The sequence below is a fragment of the Candidatus Bathyarchaeia archaeon genome (assembly GCA_041447175.1).
Taxonomy (GTDB): Archaea; Thermoproteota; Bathyarchaeia; order Bathyarchaeales; family Bathycorpusculaceae; genus JADGNF01.
Map to the genome: position 1 here is coordinate 736,097 of CP166960.1, position 15,386 is coordinate 751,482.

Genomic DNA, 15,386 nt, shown 5'->3' on the forward strand with positions numbered 1-15,386 from the left:
TTGGGAAACGGTTTAGGTTTTTTCGTACTTGGAATCTTCGATGCGTTTGCGTTCCAGCTCCTCCTCAGAGATGTCCCTTTCAGGCTCCTGCTGGTTTTCCTGCGGAGGATACGTTATGGGGTCTGGGACGCTGGAGTAAATGTTGAGCCAACTGCGTTTGCCGCAGGCGGGGCACTTCACATAGTGAAGAGGACCCACGTGAGGCGCGAAAACTGCGCCGCCTAACCCTTGCTCGAAAACTGCCCCACATTTCTTGCATTTAACCCGAGCCATATCTTTTCGTCCTGATGCCTGTTATTGTTGCATCAATTGGAGCAAATGTAGTTAAGCTTTTCCAAAACAGAAAAACAAACACGACACCAACCGAAAACTATGGTCCAATAGTTGGTTTATGGCTTTTTTTTCGGATCCTGCTTTTTCGCCAAGAGACATGGCAGAGGCTTTTTGGGAATTCGGATTTTCAATCTGAAATCGTCGGTCACAAGCGTCTTATACGCCTTCAACAATACGCCTTTCAATAGGTGATTTCGAATACGTTAATTAGGGAACCAACCTATTTCCCTTGTGGAGTGACGTTTATGGCGGTCTTGATTGATGACATCGGAAGCTTTCCCTTACCCCACGCCATAAGTCAAGAAGCGTTCAGCCGTGCCTATGTGGCGGCAAGAGACGCTTTCGCCAAAGGTGCCGACCCGCGCAGCGATGAGTTTGTGAAGGCAAACTTTTGTGAGGTGGTGCTTGACTCCTTCCGCAAGAAGCTAACTGCAGGGCTTGATGTGGTTAATTTTCCTCAACACTATGATGGGGTTAAGCAAATTGGCGACGTGCTGCATAAAGCCATGGACAATGGCACCTTTGTGGTTGACGAAAAGGATGCTTTTCTGCCCGAAGTTCGCCTAATCAGTCAAGAAGCCAAAAACCTCAGCGAAGAGTTCGGCAAACAGATTCTACTGAGAATTTCCCTCTTTGGACCGATGGAGTTGTATCTCAAAGAAATCGGCACCACCCCTTACCCTGATGTGCTGGATGGTTTTGCGCAGACCATTAGGCTTTTTGCAAAAAACTCCATCTTAGATACCAAGTATCTTAAGACCGAGGTTGTTTGTATTGATGAGCCAAGCTTTGGTTTTCTTAACATTAACGCCGCAAACGATTTGATTCAGCAAACCTTGGCGAAAGCCTTCGATTTCTCGGGGGCAACTAGGCAAATTCATCTGCACTCCTCAGTTCGGCTTCCCGACCTGCTACAGATAAAAAACCTTGATGTGCTGACATTTGAGTATGCGGCTTCCCCTAAAAACATCGAAGGCGTAACCAAACGCATGCTAGAAGCGGCAGATAAGCGGGTGCGTGTGGGCGTTGCCCGAACCGACATCGACACAATTCTGGCTGAACTGCACGACCAAGGCATAGCAAATCCTTCCGCGGAGCAGCTTGTCGAAAGCAAAGCGGCAATACACAAACGGTACCTGTTTGCAAAAGAAAAGTTTGGCGACCAAATGACGTTTACGGGTCCAGACTGCGGGTTAGGCGGCTGGCCAAGCCAAGACGCCGCGCAGATGCTTTTGGCGCGCGTGGTTGAAGCCGTCAAAAACCAGTAACCCACTGTAGCCTTCAGCACGGGGTTTTCTGTGTTTCCGCCTTGACCTTTGGTAGGTAGGCTACCTTTTGATAGACCCTTCCCCTCCTACGTTTTGGTTAAAACCCACTTTCTATAGTCTCTATGTTTTTAGGTTCTTAAGGCAGCAGAGAAAATCGTCTATGTGTTGCTTTTTGGTGTGCGGCATCAAAACCACCCGTATACAGCCCAACCGTGGTACGTGCGAGACATACCAGCCTTGACTGCGCAGTTTTTCCGTGAGTGCCCTTGGGTTCGCGGCGCGGAAAGCAACAATATTCATGTTTGGTCGAAGTAAAACTTCGAAACCTGCCGCTTCGAGCCCCTCGTACAAATAAGTGGTCAGCTTCATGCAGTGCGCCACCGTTTTCTTGAAGCCTTCGCGTCCCAAAGAAGCGAAAACTGCCCAAGTTGCGGCTGCCGAAGCTGCAGGACGCGTGCCCACAAAGGTACACTGAAAATCCTGTGTCAAATACGGCGTCGGGGTCTTGATGCACTCCACGGCGTCTTTGTCTCGAAACAGGATGCCGCCTGCGGGGATTGTGGACATGCCCATCTTGTGGGGGTCAACTGTGACTGACCTAACCCCCTCCAGCTGGAAGTCAAATGCTGGAACCGTGTAGCCCAGCTCTTTCAGGAACGGTAGCACCAGCCCGCCAAATGCTGCGTCAACATGCAACGGCACGCCGTGGTTAAGGGCGATTTCGGAGAGTTCCTCAACGGGGTCAACTGTGCCCAACTCTGCCGAACCCGCGTTCCCCACAACGGCTATGGTGTGGTCGGTGATTTGCTGCTTCACAGAAACAAGGTCCACTTGGAAGTTTGTGTTCAGTTTCGCTTTTTTCGGCTTTATTTTGAGCAGGTCACAAATTTTGATAAACGAGAAATGCGCCGATTCAGGCACCACCACTTCAGGGTCGTCCACGTTTGCCGCGTTCCGCGCTGCATACAGTGCCATAAGGTTGGCTTCGGTTCCTCCTGAAACAATAAACCCCGCGCCGTTTGCGGGTGCATGCAGAAGCGCCAGCAGGTCGGCGACCGCTTCCTGCTCCAGTTGTATGCTGCCAGGGAAAAGGGCGGGGTCACCAAGGTTTGCTTCCATGAAGCTTTTGTGGGCTGTTTTGGCTGCGGGGTGGGGGGTGGTGCACATGGAGCACAGGATTTTGCCGTCGCGGTATTTTTGGTCTTTTTGGTTTGCTTGTTTGAGTTTTGCCAAAACTTCCTTTTTGGTTAAGCCTTTGGCGCGCATGCTTTTGCCTCAGATGCCTGCGGCGTGGCAAGGCTTCAACGCGTTTTTGATGACTTGGACGATGATTTGGACTTTTTCTTTGGTTATGTGCCCTGTAACTCTGTCTCCGTTTAAGCATGCTGCGCCTCGCAGTCCAATGATGTCTACGTCTAATCCGCAGAGCACGGGCAGATTCTCCAGCTTCAAGGAGCCTGCCAAGGCGGCTTGTAAGCCGTAGCTGTGCGCTTCATTGACAAACGCCTTCAGTTGTTTGGCGTTGAGGAAGTCCAGCAGGGTTTTGCCGTCTTTAATGGCGGTGTCCAGCATGGCTAAGTCGCATCCTGCCTGATGAGCGATTTTGGGGACTGCCATGGGGTCAACGGAGTTTACTCGGTGGGCGTCGGCGTAGCCTGCAACCACCACCTTCACGTTAGAGTCAAAATCTTTAACGGCGTGGACCACATTCTGCATCAAGAACACGGCGTCTTCTGGGGTTTTGAGGTGGTAGAGGCTAGCTTTGACGTAGTTGACGCCTGTTGAGGCTGCACCCAAAGCCGCCAGCGACGCGCTCCCCGGCAGGTTGGGTAGGTCGCCAAGTGTGCAGCTGACCTCAAGGTTAGCGGGAGTCACCGTTCGGATTTGTTTGATGACCCACGGGAAACTGGCGCCTAGGGGTCCTTCTTTGGGGTTTTTCACGTCAATTATATCTGCACCGCCAGCGACGGCTTCCAAAGCTTCCATAGGGTTAATTGGGCTCACGAGCAGTTTCAGCAGTATCCGCTCCCATTCTGTATGGTGATGCAGATTTTCTCAACCTTAAAGCTTTTGCCCCAGAAATAAGTTTACGTTGTTTTCAAAGCGGGCTTCTTTTGAGAAGGGTTAACTTTTTGGCGTTTGCGGGAGACGTTTAGCTGCTCTAAACTGTTATCCTCCTCGGTTTTTGGCAGCGTCCGTTTTGGGTTGTTTTTTTAATTTGGGCTTTAAAATGGGTTTGTGTCGCGGCGAAAAACGGCGTGGAACGGCGGGAAAAGGCGCTGCAGGGCGGGTTTTGGCGCCGTTTGGCTTAAATCAACTATGTACCCGCCGTTGTTTGAGCAAAACAGTAGCCGTCACTACCCCAACAACAGCAGCCGCTATCGCGCCCACCAAAAGAAGGTTCTCCTGCAAACCCGAGTCGCCTTTAGTTGTGGCTATTGAGGGAGATGGAATTGGTTGCGTTGCAGTTGATGAGGGCTTGGGAGGCGCAGTTGTTGGGGGTGCCGCTGAAGAAGGTGTAGGTGACGACGTTGGCGTCTGTGCTAAGCTGGGCGTTGGTGTCGGGGCAGGTGCTGGGGTTTGGTATGTTGGGTCAGGTGTGCCGTATCCTGCAGGCATATACTGCTCGTTAACCGCGCTTGGTTCAAACGAACCGATGAAATCACTAAAGCTAAATGTGAAACCGCCTACTGTGTAAATAACATCGTTTATTGCTGTGGCACCAAAATATGTGAGAGATGTGGGTTTAGGAGTGGTGCCTGTTGCCCAGTTGTTATTTTTTTGGGTTATAAACGTAAATAGCTGCCTCATCAAAAACGTAGACTTGTTTAGAAGCATTTATGCCCTCAGTTGCGACTGCAACCCATGTGCTCCCTCTTGAAGGCGCTACTTCACCTTGGTCCTCCCAAAAGAACGCGTTGTTCTGCCAAAAGAACACCGCTTTGGCATGTTCGCTGCGGTTGCCACGTTTAAAAGGAACAACTTCACAGTCTCATGCATAGGGCAACGAGGTTGACGATTTGAAAATTATCCCTGTAATAGACATCTTAAACGGCGTAGCGGTGCATGCGGTAAGGGGGCAGCGGAGCCAGTATCAGCCCCTGAAAAGCGTCCTTTGCACTTCTGCGGAGCCGCTTGTCGTCGCTTCGGCATTCAAGGAATGCGGCTTTTTCGACTTGTACGTTGCCGATTTAGACGCCATTTTGGGCAGGGGCGAAAACTTCTCGGTTTTAAGGCAGATAGCCCAGCAGACGGGGTTGAAGTTGATGGTTGACGCAGGCGTCTCCGACCTTGAGGGAGCGCGACGGGTTTTGGGTTGCGGGGTGGCGAAGGTGATTGTGGGAACCGAAACCCTGCCCTGCCTAAGCTTCCTCAAAGACGCCGTCGAGTGTCTTGGGGCAGAGAAGGTTGTGGTTAGCCTTGACCTAAACGCGGGAAACGTGCTGGGCAAATCTGAGGCTTTGCGGTCTTTGGGTGCGTTGGAGCTTGCGGGGCAAGTGCAGGCGGCGGGGGTTTTGGAGTTGATTGCGCTGGATTTGGCGCGGGTCGGCAGCGGCGAAGGCACCGATATCCCGCTGTTGGACGCCTTGTTAGGCGGGTTGAATCTCCGGGTGCTTGTCGGCGGAGGCATGCGGGGCATCAACGATTTAGTCCTCCTAAAAGACAGGGGCGTTTACGGGGCGCTTGTGGCAACTGCCCTGCACTCGGGCAAGATTTCCATCGATGCCTTGCAGCATTCAGGTTTTCTTGAAACATAACCCACTAGCGTTTCTTTTCCGTCAATTGGAACGTTTTCTGTGTGGTTATGGGGCTTCTTTGAGGGTGCACACCACCCCGCCCAACTGCAAAAGCCGTTTTCCCGTCGCCGTATCCGATTTGACCACCCGCGTTTTCACGCCTTTATTGGTGGCGACCTGCGTTAGCCTTTGGAGGCGGTTTTTTCGGCGGTTACCCGTAAGCTGCGTGTCGGTCAGCATGAGGTATTCGGGTTCAGGCTTACCCGGCGGGTGTACTCCGTAAACAGCTTCTTCAATGTCCTCCAACGCGTACAAAACCATGGGCGTCTGGACAGGGGCATTTAGACGCCTCTCAAGCAGTTCCAGCAGGTTCTCGTTTTCCTCGGAGGTGGCTTTGCCAATTATTTTGCGAAACTCTGCTGTCCGCGTCAAAACCGTCACTTCATGCATCGTGGAGGCAGACCCCGTGACTTGTGCAAACGCGGCTTTGCTTGGACCCCCAATAAGCCATGCGTGGTGCTCTTTGATGTGCCGCAGAAAATCCGCTGAAAAGCCTGCTCTGGGTGGGGAGGCGACGATTATGCTTTGGACGCCTTCTTTTAAGGTGGGGCGCAGAGCGTTTATGATGGCTTCGTGAAAATTGTAGACCGCTTTTTGGTCACTTCGGTTTGCGTTGAGTGGAACGGTCTTTTCAGGCTTAGCAACGTGGCTGTAAACTTTCCACAGCGTTGCCTGCTCCTCTTTTAAGCCTACCAGAACCGCAACGGGGTACCCTCGCCGATATCTTCTCTGAAACGTCACCACAATCCTTCCGCTGGTCAGGTTCTTCTATGTCTCACCGCTACCCTATAAGCTATCACGGCAACGACGCCTGTGGCTACTGCTGCAAACACGTAGAGCACGGCGTCTTCTAACCCGATGACTTGTGGCTGCCACATGTTGGTTTTATCCATTACCGTGTCGATTGAGAAATTGTACTCGGGGTAAGTTGAATGCGCCTCCACCAGTACCCCTGTTTGTTGGTCCCAATAAAAGGTGGTTTGTGGGGTTCTTCCAGAAGCCACAGACCGCGGTGCGTCACCATAAGTTTTCTGTTGTACACTTTCAATTGTGATGTTGCCTTGATGGGCATCAAAGAAAGATTCGCCTTCGGTGAGGTCAGCGGGGATGAAGAAGGCGTCTCCGATTTGTCCCGTTTCAAGGTTCAGGGTTACGTTTTCCACCAAGAAGGTGCCGTTTTGAAATTGGGTTGTTACGTTAAGGTTAATGACTGTGCCCTGAACGTTTTTAACCTCCATTCTTGCCCACTGCGCGTCATGGTCTCCAGGCGGCGACCCCGAAGTTGCAACCTGGTACTCTATCCAGTCCCCTTCCTTTGTGCCCACAGAAATGCTGGCAGAAACCAAAACGGACGCGGCAACCAAAACAACAAATAAAGCCGCGGTTACTGCTGCGACGCGCTTCTTGTTCATTTTTATTCGGGGATAGTTGTGGCAGAAGCTGCCTTTAAGATTTGCTAACCGTCTCAGTTGCGCTGGTTTTCTGGGGGTTTGGAAAAGTATAAAGGCATCTTCAGGCGAGAAGTAACTTCTACTTACATGTAAGGGTTGAGAGGATGCAAGCAGTTGGCATTATCCTGTTTCTAATCAGCGTTGGAACTATCGCCGCGCCTATAGGTGCCGTCATCGTCATGTACCACGATAACTTGGCAGAGTTGGTGGTTCCACCTGAAATTTCTGAACTTATCGACGGAAACAGCGCCGCCCTGCAGCAGAATCTGGGGATAAGCGGCGGCAGCGGCACAAACACATCCAACTCCGAGATGATGGGCATCACAGTTGTGGATAAACAGATAAACGCTTTGTCTCGAACATTCTCCATAACCGTAAACTTCACCAACCCCCTTAACCTCAACTTCACCCTCAACAACCTCTACGCAGGTGTCCAATGCGCAGAACACAACTTCTCCTTGGGCTCCGTCGGTCTCGATGGCACCGTAGCAATCCCCGCGGGAAAAGCCGCCCTGCTTACCGTGACGGGTTCATGGACGCAGGACGCCGAGAGTCACTTCCTCACCGAGCATCTAGGCGAAACATCCATAGATGTGACTCTGGTGGATGTGACTGTTGACTTAAACGGCATAACCATCCAGCAGAACGAGCCCATCCCCATCGGTCCTGTTCCCATATTTGGCTGGTGACCGTATGCCCGGCAAGTTTAACTGGGTGGGCATAGTGGGTGGCTCTGCTACTCTTGTGCTCATTGCTGTTTCCTGGTTCGTTCCTTGGTGGAGCTTTAACATCGGAAGCCCCGCCTTCGTGGAAGCCTCCTTCTCGCCCGTTAACCTGAACTTTGCCCTCTTTGGCGATTCCCTCACGTTGCCGTTGATTTGGGCAATGAACATCTCGGTTTTGCTGTCTTTGGCTGCTGGCGGCATCATCATGCTGGTCTACTCCCTTGTACCCGCTAAGCCATACGCTAAGAGGCTGCTAAGCTTCAGCTACAACAAACCCATTTACGCGGTCGTCTTCTTTGTGGCTGAGTTGATTGTGATGGTGATTATGGCTAAGACCCTTGTAGGACTTGACCTTCCCCTGTCAGGGTCAGCGGTCATTATGCTTCCGCCCAGCATGACTCAGGGAACAAGTGTGAGCGTCGCGGTTCTGGCGGCTTTTGGCTGGCCCTTCTACTTCGCAATCGTCGTTGCAATCCTTTGTGTGGTGGCCCGACTTGTGCACAAAAAAGTTGTTGGCGCTACCTCAACTGAACCCCAACCATAACCCGCACACATCAAAGCTGGTCACGAGGTTGTGCTTGTCATTTCTTTTTCGGCATCATCTTGGCGGCTGGGTTTTTTGGTTACTTGTAGCTTTCTAAGCATTTCCCGGGCGTTTTCCAGCATCGCAGTGTCATTGTTAAAGAAAACATATGCCCCTGTCGGGTTTGCCTTAGCGATTTTAGCTGCGACCTCTTTGAGCTCTTTGTCCGTGTAGCGGTGAATATACCATGCGGTTCGACCATGCATCCGCAGATAAACCCTGCCTTCAAGGTTAACGACTTCCCTAGGCAAGTCGGGCGCATCCACACTCACCCAAACAACCCCCACATCCCTTGCCCAGCTGGTCCACTCGGGCGTGAACCACTGCTGGTTTCTCGCCTCAAGCGCAATTTTCCCCTCAATGCCTGTTTTTTGAATAAACCTTTCAATGATTGACGCGGAATGCGGTGTGGTTTTGGGTGGAAGCTGAAACAAGAAAAAATCCGTCACAGACTCAAGGGGGGCAAAGAGTTGTTGGAAGTTTTGCCATCGGCTTATGGCTGCCTCGTTGAACTTGTAGGTGTGGGTGAAGAGGCGGTTGACTTTAATTGACCACCGCAGGTTTTTGCCTTTGGTTGCCCATTTCTCAACGGTTTTTGCGGGTGGGTACCTGTAGAAGCTTGCGTTTAATTCTACGGCGTTTAATCCTGATTTGGCAGCGTACCAGTCTAGCCTACGCGTCTGGTTCCATTTGTAGTACCAGCCAGAAGTGCCTACAAAAGCATCCATGGTTAGTGGCTCCGGAAAATAAACATATTAACTATCGTTGAAAGAGTAAATAAAAGTTTTAGTTCTCGTATCAAGTCAAAATTCTGCGGGTGAAAGTGCTTTTATGGCGCGGACGGTTTTGTTTTAAATGTTAAGGGAAGGCTTATTCAATTGTTCGTCGTATAGATAACTAATCTTTGTTGGGGAACGCGATGACGGACGGCAAAGGAAAATTTGAACAAGACCTCAACGTGCTTGTCGCTAAACTTTCAGCAGACATGACAGAGGATCACAAGCACAAACTGGAAAAACTAAAACTTGACCTTATCAATCTCCAAAAACGCAACATAGTCAAAATTAACCATTCTGTCATGGAGTTAGTCTGCGCCAAATACCTCATCCTTAAAGATTATGATGTTGAAATTGAGTACCCTCTTGACCCCATTTTAACCTGTGATTTGTTTTCCGCAAAAGGCTACGGAGACCTCATCGTGGAAATCGAAACCGGCTACATACCGCCCGAACACGCTATGGCTCCCCTAACGTACACTTATGCGCGTTTGGCAAGCAAAATCGTCCGTTACAGTTGTTTTGCAGGAAAATTCGCCATTGGAGTTCCGCCTCACTATGTTTTGCCGCTACCGACGGCTCTAACGTTGCCGCCTCGCCGAAGAAACCCCAACGACATTGAATACATCAAAAACCTCTGCGACCGCTTCTACCAAAACCCTCCCGTCACCTACGATGGCATCCGAAATGCACGCATACACGAAATCTACCTAATCGACGTAGACCGGCTAAGAGTTCAAGAGATGGACCCCGAAACATACATGAAACGCGCTCTAAACAAAGGAGTTGTCTTCACACCCTACGACGAAGCAATTGTTGAAAATGGCATAGGCACTCAGGGGCGTCAAGAAGAAAGAATTGACTACTACACCAAATAACTCTGATGATACCTCGATGCCCTACTTCGTTTACATACTTCTTTGTCAAGACGGAACCTTCTACACTGGCTATACCAAAAACGTGCAGGAACGCGCCAACCTGCATGCAAACGGACGCGGCGCCAAATACACCAAATCACATCCGCCAAAGCAGGTTTCCTATGTGGAAACGTTTTCTTCCCGTTCAGAAGCTATGCGCCGCGAGAAGGCAATTAAGAAGCTAAACCACCAACAAAAACAAGCCCTCATTGACTCACAAAGCAACCCAAAAAACTCTCCCTAACGCTTCAAGGAAACGTTTGATAACCCGTTTGGTTCAAGATGTTTCAGTGAAGCACGATGCCTAAGTCCAAGCTGACTTGGAGCCAAAAACTCCCAGAGCAAAGGCTCCCAAAAGTTGAGCAGATTCCCGAGCGCATGGTTAACCGCTGGGGCACCGGCACCATAGTTATTCCCGCCCCCATCGAGGTTGATGAACTCATGCGGAAGGTCCCAAAGGGTAAACTTGTCACAATGAACATCCTTCGCGCGGCGCTTGCCAAAAAACATAACGCCACCATCGGGTGCCCCATGACCACAGGCATTTTCAGCTGGATTGCCGCCCACGCAGCCGAGGAGCAACGGCAACAAGGTGCCTCCGACGTTACGCCCTATTGGCGAACGCTAAAAACGGGTGGTTTACTTAACGAAAAATACCCTTACGGCGCTGAAGGGCAAAAGCAGCTTTTGGAGACTGAAGGACACGTGGTTGTTAAAAAGGGAAAAAACTATGTTGTCCTAAACTACATCGAGGCTTTAGCCACAATTAGCGTTTGATTAAATGATGAACATTAACGCTAATGCGGTGCAGATTGGGATAAGTAAATTGTCATTTATGGGCAGTGGCAAAAACTCAATAGTCATCCCTATCGCGGCGCCAACTAAGGCAATCCAAGGCGAAACAAACATTAAAGCCCCCAAAAACGCGAAGAAGAACCCGCCTAAGGAGCCTTCCAGCGTTTTTGACCGGTTAAACGGCATCGGCTTTTTGGACAGTGTGCCTCCGATGAGGGATGCGGTGCTGTCACCAAAGGTGAAGATGGCAATGGCGGCATAGCTTGCTGGAGCTGGGAAAAGTAAGAGCGTGAGCAGAATTCCAAACGCAAAGTACAACGGGGCTGTCGTAAATTCGCAGAGTTCTGATTGGGACGCCGCATGCCGGGTTACTGTTGAGAAGAAAGGCACGTTCATTCCTTTCACCCTTGATAACTCAGAAACCGTGTAAAAAACAATCACCAAACTTATGAAAAGCGCTACAAGCGGTACACCTAAGTAAATTGCAAAAATGGGCATGAAGATGCCTGAGGCGTGAATGGATTCGCGGAGTAGGTCTTTGGATGAGGGAAAACTTTTGGTTTTTTGGACGCCGTGAATGATGGGTAAAATTTTGGAAAGCCTGCCGGTTACAATGGCGTCTGCTTTTGTTTTTATGATAAAGTCGGAGTTGTAGCCGATTTTTAAAGCGTCTTTGAGAAAGATACTAGAGTTGTTGCGGTCATCAGCCACTACAACACAATCGCTGGGAGTCAGGTTTCCTTCTTCTAAAAGTTCCTTTAGAACCAAAAATTTGCCGTTTGATTCAGTTACGTCGCCCCAAACCTCCCCCGTGAAGAAATCGCCTTCAATGCTAACCTCCACGCCTATCGCGTAGTCGGCACCAACTTGTTTTGCTAATCGATCAACCAGAAACGTCGGAATGCCCGAACTGATCAGCGCTGTTTTACAGCCTTCAGCCCTTAAGGTGTCAAAGACTTCTTTGCTGTTGGGCATAAGCGGCAGATTATCAATGGTTTGATAAAACACTTCAAGTTTAGTGCCTCGTATAGTCCAAAAAATCCGCGTCAACGCCTGCTTAAGAGGCAAAGCTCCGATTTCGTACAAGAAACCCATGAGCAGCACCCGAAACAAATGTGCAAAACCTAAACTTCGTGCTACGTCAAAGAACAACCGGTTTCTAGGTATCAGGACGCCTTCCACGTCAAAAACAGCAAGCTTTGGTTCCCTCCCCTCGGTAATCGTCAATGTTTTCACTTTTAACCCGTATTCTGGACTAACCCTCAATTATATACGCTGGCTTTAAAAGGAGTTTCTGATAAAAAGCACCCAAATTAAGCAGATTTGCCGTTGAGCGCCTTTTCGTTCTGTAACTCCAATGGGCAACCTCCACCGCAAACCTGCAGTTGAGGGCACCCCTCACATTTTTCTGGAGCGTAGGCTCGACTGCGGATTGCTTGGGCGGTGGGGTGGTTCCAGATTTTGCTCCAGCTGGCGGTGAGGATGTTTCCGAGGCTTTCAAAGTAGCTTTGACAGGGGTACACTTCGCCGTTGGGTGCCACGCACATATTAATGAGAGCGGCACTGCAGGACTTTACGCCTAACCCATACTGCACGGGGTCAAACTGGCAGTACTGCGTGGGTGTGTACCACAAAAACTTAAGCCCCAACTCCTGCGCTTTGTCCCTAACCTGCGGCAACAACACATGCAAGTCGTCAATGGTCAGGGCAAACTGCTGGCTTACCTCGTTGGCTTTGCCTGAGTAGATGAGGCTGTTGCAGCCAAACGCATCCACACCCAAACCCTTAATGAAGTCTACTGTGTCCAAGAAGCTCTTCGCGTTATGTTTGCTAAGCGTGGTGTTAGTGGTGACGTAAATTTGCGAGTTTACGACGTTTCGGATGCCCGCTACGGTTTCCTTCCAGCTGCCCGCGGAGGCAGTCATGGCATCGTGCACTTCCGGTTTATGCGACTCCAACGTAACCTGCACAAAATCCAGCCCCGCCTTCTCCAACGCGTCCACGTAGGCTTTGTCTTGGAGGTTTCTACCGTTGGTTATTAGCCCCGTGACCATGCCTTTGTTTTGGGCATAAAGCAGCAACTCCGGCAGGTCCTCGCGTAGGGTGGGTTCGCCGCCCGTGAAAGTCAAAATGAACACGCCGATACTGCTTAGGTGGTCTATTGCTTGTTTCCACTGTGCCGTGGTCATTTCAGCGGTTTCGTGGGGTCCGCCTGCGTAGCAGTGAATGCAGTTGTTTTGGCAGCGGAAAGTCAACGCCATATCCATACGCAACGGCGCTGTGTACGCGTAGCTGAACGGCTCCTCCTTTTCCACATCCAAAAAGGTCACAGGGCAAATTTTCTCCGTTTCAGCCAGTGTGCTGATTGTGTAGATAAGCCGCTCGTAGTCCGCTTTGGCTTGGTTTTCGTCAACGCGAAATGTGCCGCGGATTTTTTTGATAACCTCCGCTTCGGGCATGCCCTGCATGAAGAAATATGCGTAAGCTGAGGCGGTTGGGTTAAGGTGCAGCACAGTGTTTGCGTTAATCACCATGACGCCGCGTTCATCCGATTCAACACGTAGTTGCAGCGCCATACCCGTGAATTCGCCTGTTCCACGGTAAGTGTACCGCCCAGCAGGCACCACGCTTTTTCTAAGTAACTTGTTTTTCCAACTCATCTTATCCAACTCCTCCACCGGCACATGCACACGCACAAGAAACACACGCGCAGGCACACGCGCACGCCGCACAGGCGCAGACGCATCCCGCTTTTTTGTTGGCGGGTTGATGAGAAGCGGGGGGTTTGGCGGGGATGATGGCGTTGGCGAATTTTTCGATGTTGGTTACGATGTTGCTTGAGGTTTTCTCCAGCGAGGTGGCGATGTTGTTGGCGAATTCGGCGCCGGGAATCGTGGGGGGTTTGCCTGACTGCGAGGGGGCATTGATGTTTGGCGTGTAGTTTGGGTCGGCTCTGTAGTGGGTGTAGCCGTACCAGTACCACAGCCAGTACGGACTGGGCTCAAATGGCCGCGTGGTGAAGGTGGTTTTTGTGCGTCCCTGATAGTCTGGGTCTAAGAGTAGCCACAGAAGCTGCTGGTCATATGCTTTTGATGCAAGCTCACCTGTGCCTGCCTGCTCCACCTGCAGCCATGCTTTGTCCACAATTTTGCGGTAATACTCCTCCGTGTCCTTGCGGCTGTATCCCCGCAGTTTCTGCTCCAAGGTGTCTCGCAGATACATAACGGTCTTTGCCAGTGCCTCTTCGTCAAGGGTTCCGTCCGCTTTGACTGCGTCGAGAAAGTCTATTTCGTAGTACCGCAGCAGGTTGTCCTCGGGTCCCTTCTTGTTTTGGTATTCGGGCATAACCCGCAGCTTAAGCGATGGATTGGTGGATTCCACCCAGACCGCGCGTTTCTGCAGCAGGCTGTAGAGGATTTCGGTAACGATTTGGGTGGGCTTAAGGTCCAGCAGATAAGAGGCTTCGACAGCGGTTAAGCCGCGTTTTATGCCCAGAGTTTCCATGCTGACCTTGGGTGAAGTGTAAGGGCGTTTCCGCGCGGCGTAGAAAACTATGCCTAAGGCAAGCAGAACAAACGCCACTGCCGCCGCAATGAACGCTATGCTGGTTCCTGATAAGCCGCCTTGGGCTGGAGGCTCAAAATCTGGAAGGGCTTCTGCTGGAAACGACACCCCAACAATGTACTGCTCCTCGGCTTGCAGAACAGGAATTTCCCAGTAAACCGCGAGTCTGCCGTCGGGTTCAGTAGAGGTGCTGTTCCAAAAGGCGTCTGCAGTGGTTTTCACATCGTTTACGGTGACGTTTGGGGGCATAACAATTTGGATGCGGGCATCATTGATGGGAACCGACATCCACTGTGGGGCAAACTGCATCCCAAAGTTCCCCTCGTTCATGGAGTCAGGGCTAATCATGTCCGCCACGTTGGTGGTTAAGGTGAACCAAATGGTGTTGCCTGCGGTCAGCGGCGAATCCAAAGTTACCTTCACGCCTGTGCCATCCGAAGAACGGTCAGCCTGCAAGAAATGCCCATACTGGTCCGTGACTTCGCCAATCATGAAGTCCTTGGTGGGCTGCCCCAACGTAACGTAGCTGATTTGCTGCCCCGACTCCAACGTTAAACTCACGTTATAAAACAGGTCAACTGTGCCGTCGTGGTTTATCCAAAGCTTTGCCCATTCCTGATTGAAGCGGTAGCTTCGGGTCTGCGCGTCAGAAACCGCGACGGAGGCGGCTACGCAAAGAAGCAGAACCGCTACGAAAAATGTAAAGAAGACCCGTTTTTTCACCATTTCGGCTCCTCCGCAACCTCGAACGTGGTTCCACAATAAGGGCACTTCGCGTAGGGTACGCCTTTTTCAATGTGGATTTGGCGTGCATCCACCGAGGCAGAGCAGTGAGGGCACTTGATTGTGGCGGCCTTCATTTTTCCCGAAAGCTCCAGTTGCTGGATGATTTTGGTGGGTTTACGAGACGAAACGTAAGTGACGTATGAGACAGCAAAACCTAAGGCAAAGAGGGCAAGGGCGACGGCTAGGCGCGTGGTGGCTTCTTGGACGGAGGCGGCGATGGCAAAGATTAAGCCAAAGAAGAACAGAACAGCCGCAGCGAGCGCGCCTAATACGGTTGTTACTTTCATGGTTACGTGTTTAGGGGTGGCGGGAATTTAACTTTGCCCCGCCAAATGTTTCCCTGCAAGCGGCGCGTGAAGTGGAAACCTATTAAGAAGCCGCAGAGAACGCA

Annotated in this window: 18 protein-coding genes; 8 read left to right on the plus strand and 10 right to left on the minus strand. The window is 51.0% G+C overall.

Annotation, left to right across the window (positions count from 1 at the left end):
* Positions 1–12: 12 nt before the first annotated feature.
* Entirely contained in the window at positions 13–273 is a 261-nt protein-coding gene (locus ACBZ72_03860; GenBank protein XES78017.1) for a hypothetical protein, read from the minus strand.
* A gap of 305 nt (positions 274–578) precedes the next feature.
* Between ACBZ72_03860 and ACBZ72_03865 the strand changes: the two genes are divergently transcribed.
* Complete coding sequence (locus ACBZ72_03865) at positions 579–1,601, plus strand: hypothetical protein (protein ID XES78018.1); 1,023 nt, start codon at positions 579–581, stop codon at positions 1,599–1,601.
* Between the two features lie 120 nt (positions 1,602–1,721).
* Here ACBZ72_03865 and mfnA read toward each other — a convergent pair whose 3' ends face one another.
* Positions 1,722–2,867 carry a tyrosine decarboxylase MfnA gene (mfnA, locus tag ACBZ72_03870; protein XES78019.1) on the minus strand — a complete coding sequence of 382 codons (1,146 nt, stop codon included), beginning with the start codon at positions 2,865–2,867 and terminating at the stop codon, positions 1,722–1,724.
* Between the two features lie 9 nt (positions 2,868–2,876).
* Complete coding sequence (locus ACBZ72_03875) at positions 2,877–3,617, minus strand: (5-formylfuran-3-yl)methyl phosphate synthase (GenBank protein XES78647.1); 741 nt, start codon at positions 3,615–3,617, stop codon at positions 2,877–2,879.
* A 214-nt stretch (positions 3,618–3,831) separates the two neighbouring features.
* On the opposite strand from ACBZ72_03875, the gene ACBZ72_03880 reads away from it, so the two are divergent.
* On the plus strand, positions 3,832–4,299 hold the full coding sequence (locus tag ACBZ72_03880) for a hypothetical protein (GenBank protein XES78020.1): 468 nt from the start codon (positions 3,832–3,834) through the stop codon (positions 4,297–4,299).
* A 322-nt stretch (positions 4,300–4,621) separates the two neighbouring features.
* Entirely contained in the window at positions 4,622–5,359 is a 738-nt protein-coding gene (locus ACBZ72_03885) for a HisA/HisF-related TIM barrel protein (protein XES78021.1), read from the plus strand.
* Between the two features lie 45 nt (positions 5,360–5,404).
* Here ACBZ72_03885 and ACBZ72_03890 read toward each other — a convergent pair whose 3' ends face one another.
* Both ACBZ72_03890 and ACBZ72_03895 read right to left on the minus strand, forming a co-directional pair.
* Positions 5,405–6,142, minus strand: coding sequence for a hypothetical protein (locus tag ACBZ72_03890; GenBank protein ID XES78022.1), 738 nt, complete (start codon positions 6,140–6,142; stop codon positions 5,405–5,407).
* 14 nt (positions 6,143–6,156) lie between these two features.
* Positions 6,157–6,810 carry a hypothetical protein gene (locus ACBZ72_03895; protein XES78023.1) on the minus strand — a complete coding sequence of 218 codons (654 nt, stop codon included), beginning with the start codon at positions 6,808–6,810 and terminating at the stop codon, positions 6,157–6,159.
* Between the two features lie 143 nt (positions 6,811–6,953).
* Here ACBZ72_03895 and ACBZ72_03900 point away from each other — a divergent pair, with 143 nt between their 5' ends.
* Positions 6,954–7,538, plus strand: a complete 585-nt coding sequence (locus ACBZ72_03900; protein ID XES78024.1) for a hypothetical protein — start codon at positions 6,954–6,956, stop codon at positions 7,536–7,538.
* 4 nt (positions 7,539–7,542) lie between these two features.
* Positions 7,543–8,118 (plus strand): hypothetical protein, encoded by a 576-nt coding sequence (locus ACBZ72_03905; GenBank protein ID XES78025.1) that lies wholly within the window; start codon positions 7,543–7,545, stop codon positions 8,116–8,118.
* 20 nt (positions 8,119–8,138) lie between these two features.
* Here ACBZ72_03905 and ACBZ72_03910 read toward each other — a convergent pair whose 3' ends face one another.
* Entirely contained in the window at positions 8,139–8,885 is a 747-nt protein-coding gene (locus ACBZ72_03910; protein XES78026.1) for a DUF72 domain-containing protein, read from the minus strand.
* 191 nt (positions 8,886–9,076) lie between these two features.
* On the opposite strand from ACBZ72_03910, the gene ACBZ72_03915 reads away from it, so the two are divergent.
* From ACBZ72_03915 to ACBZ72_03925, 3 genes are read left to right on the plus strand one after another with little or no spacing between them, the layout of a single operon-like run.
* A complete protein-coding gene (locus tag ACBZ72_03915) occupies positions 9,077–9,811 on the plus strand; it encodes a hypothetical protein (GenBank protein XES78027.1) in 735 nt (244 codons plus the stop codon).
* The gene (locus tag ACBZ72_03920) at positions 9,792–10,094 is read left to right on the plus strand and encodes a GIY-YIG nuclease family protein (GenBank protein XES78028.1); all 303 of its coding nucleotides are present in this window, start codon (positions 9,792–9,794) and stop codon (positions 10,092–10,094) included. Before ACBZ72_03915 ends, ACBZ72_03920 begins: the two co-directional genes overlap by 20 nt.
* Positions 10,095–10,150: 56 nt before the next feature.
* Positions 10,151–10,627, plus strand: a complete 477-nt coding sequence (locus ACBZ72_03925) for a hypothetical protein (GenBank protein ID XES78029.1) — start codon at positions 10,151–10,153, stop codon at positions 10,625–10,627.
* On the opposite strand, the gene ACBZ72_03930 is transcribed toward ACBZ72_03925, so the two are convergent.
* From ACBZ72_03930 to ACBZ72_03945, 4 genes are all read right to left on the minus strand, one after another.
* Positions 10,628–11,872: a haloacid dehalogenase-like hydrolase gene (locus tag ACBZ72_03930; GenBank protein XES78030.1), complete on the minus strand. Its 1,245-nt coding sequence runs from the start codon at positions 11,870–11,872 to the stop codon at positions 10,628–10,630.
* An 86-nt stretch (positions 11,873–11,958) separates the two neighbouring features.
* Entirely contained in the window at positions 11,959–13,362 is a 1,404-nt protein-coding gene (locus ACBZ72_03935) for a radical SAM protein (GenBank protein XES78031.1), read from the minus strand.
* Positions 13,307–14,935 (minus strand): hypothetical protein, encoded by a 1,629-nt coding sequence (locus ACBZ72_03940; protein ID XES78032.1) that lies wholly within the window; start codon positions 14,933–14,935, stop codon positions 13,307–13,309. The genes ACBZ72_03935 and ACBZ72_03940 overlap by 56 nt, the downstream gene beginning before the upstream one ends.
* Positions 14,929–15,282, minus strand: coding sequence for an MJ0042-type zinc finger domain-containing protein (locus ACBZ72_03945; GenBank protein ID XES78033.1), 354 nt, complete (start codon positions 15,280–15,282; stop codon positions 14,929–14,931). The genes ACBZ72_03940 and ACBZ72_03945 overlap by 7 nt, the downstream gene beginning before the upstream one ends.
* Positions 15,283–15,386: the final 104 nt, after the last annotated feature.

Bases quoted from the DNA above. Each gene is read 5' to 3' on its own strand.
- ACBZ72_03860 (XES78017.1), bottom strand. From the start codon at position 273: ATGGCTCGGGTTAAATGCAAGAAATGTGGGGCAGTTTTCGAGCAAGGG.
- ACBZ72_03865 (XES78018.1), top strand. From the start codon at position 579: ATGGCGGTCTTGATTGATGACATCGGAAGCTTTCCCTTACCCCACGCC.
- mfnA (XES78019.1), bottom strand. From the start codon at position 2,867: ATGCGCGCCAAAGGCTTAACCAAAAAGGAAGTTTTGGCAAAACTCAAA.
- ACBZ72_03880 (XES78020.1), top strand. From the start codon at position 3,832: ATGGGTTTGTGTCGCGGCGAAAAACGGCGTGGAACGGCGGGAAAAGGC.
- ACBZ72_03895 (XES78023.1), bottom strand. From the start codon at position 6,810: ATGAACAAGAAGCGCGTCGCAGCAGTAACCGCGGCTTTATTTGTTGTT.
- ACBZ72_03900 (XES78024.1), top strand. From the start codon at position 6,954: ATGCAAGCAGTTGGCATTATCCTGTTTCTAATCAGCGTTGGAACTATC.
- ACBZ72_03905 (XES78025.1), top strand. From the start codon at position 7,543: ATGCCCGGCAAGTTTAACTGGGTGGGCATAGTGGGTGGCTCTGCTACT.
- ACBZ72_03910 (XES78026.1), bottom strand. From the start codon at position 8,885: ATGGATGCTTTTGTAGGCACTTCTGGCTGGTACTACAAATGGAACCAG.
- ACBZ72_03915 (XES78027.1), top strand. From the start codon at position 9,077: ATGACGGACGGCAAAGGAAAATTTGAACAAGACCTCAACGTGCTTGTC.
- ACBZ72_03925 (XES78029.1), top strand. From the start codon at position 10,151: ATGCCTAAGTCCAAGCTGACTTGGAGCCAAAAACTCCCAGAGCAAAGG.
- ACBZ72_03940 (XES78032.1), bottom strand. From the start codon at position 14,935: ATGGTGAAAAAACGGGTCTTCTTTACATTTTTCGTAGCGGTTCTGCTT.
- ACBZ72_03945 (XES78033.1), bottom strand. From the start codon at position 15,282: ATGAAAGTAACAACCGTATTAGGCGCGCTCGCTGCGGCTGTTCTGTTC.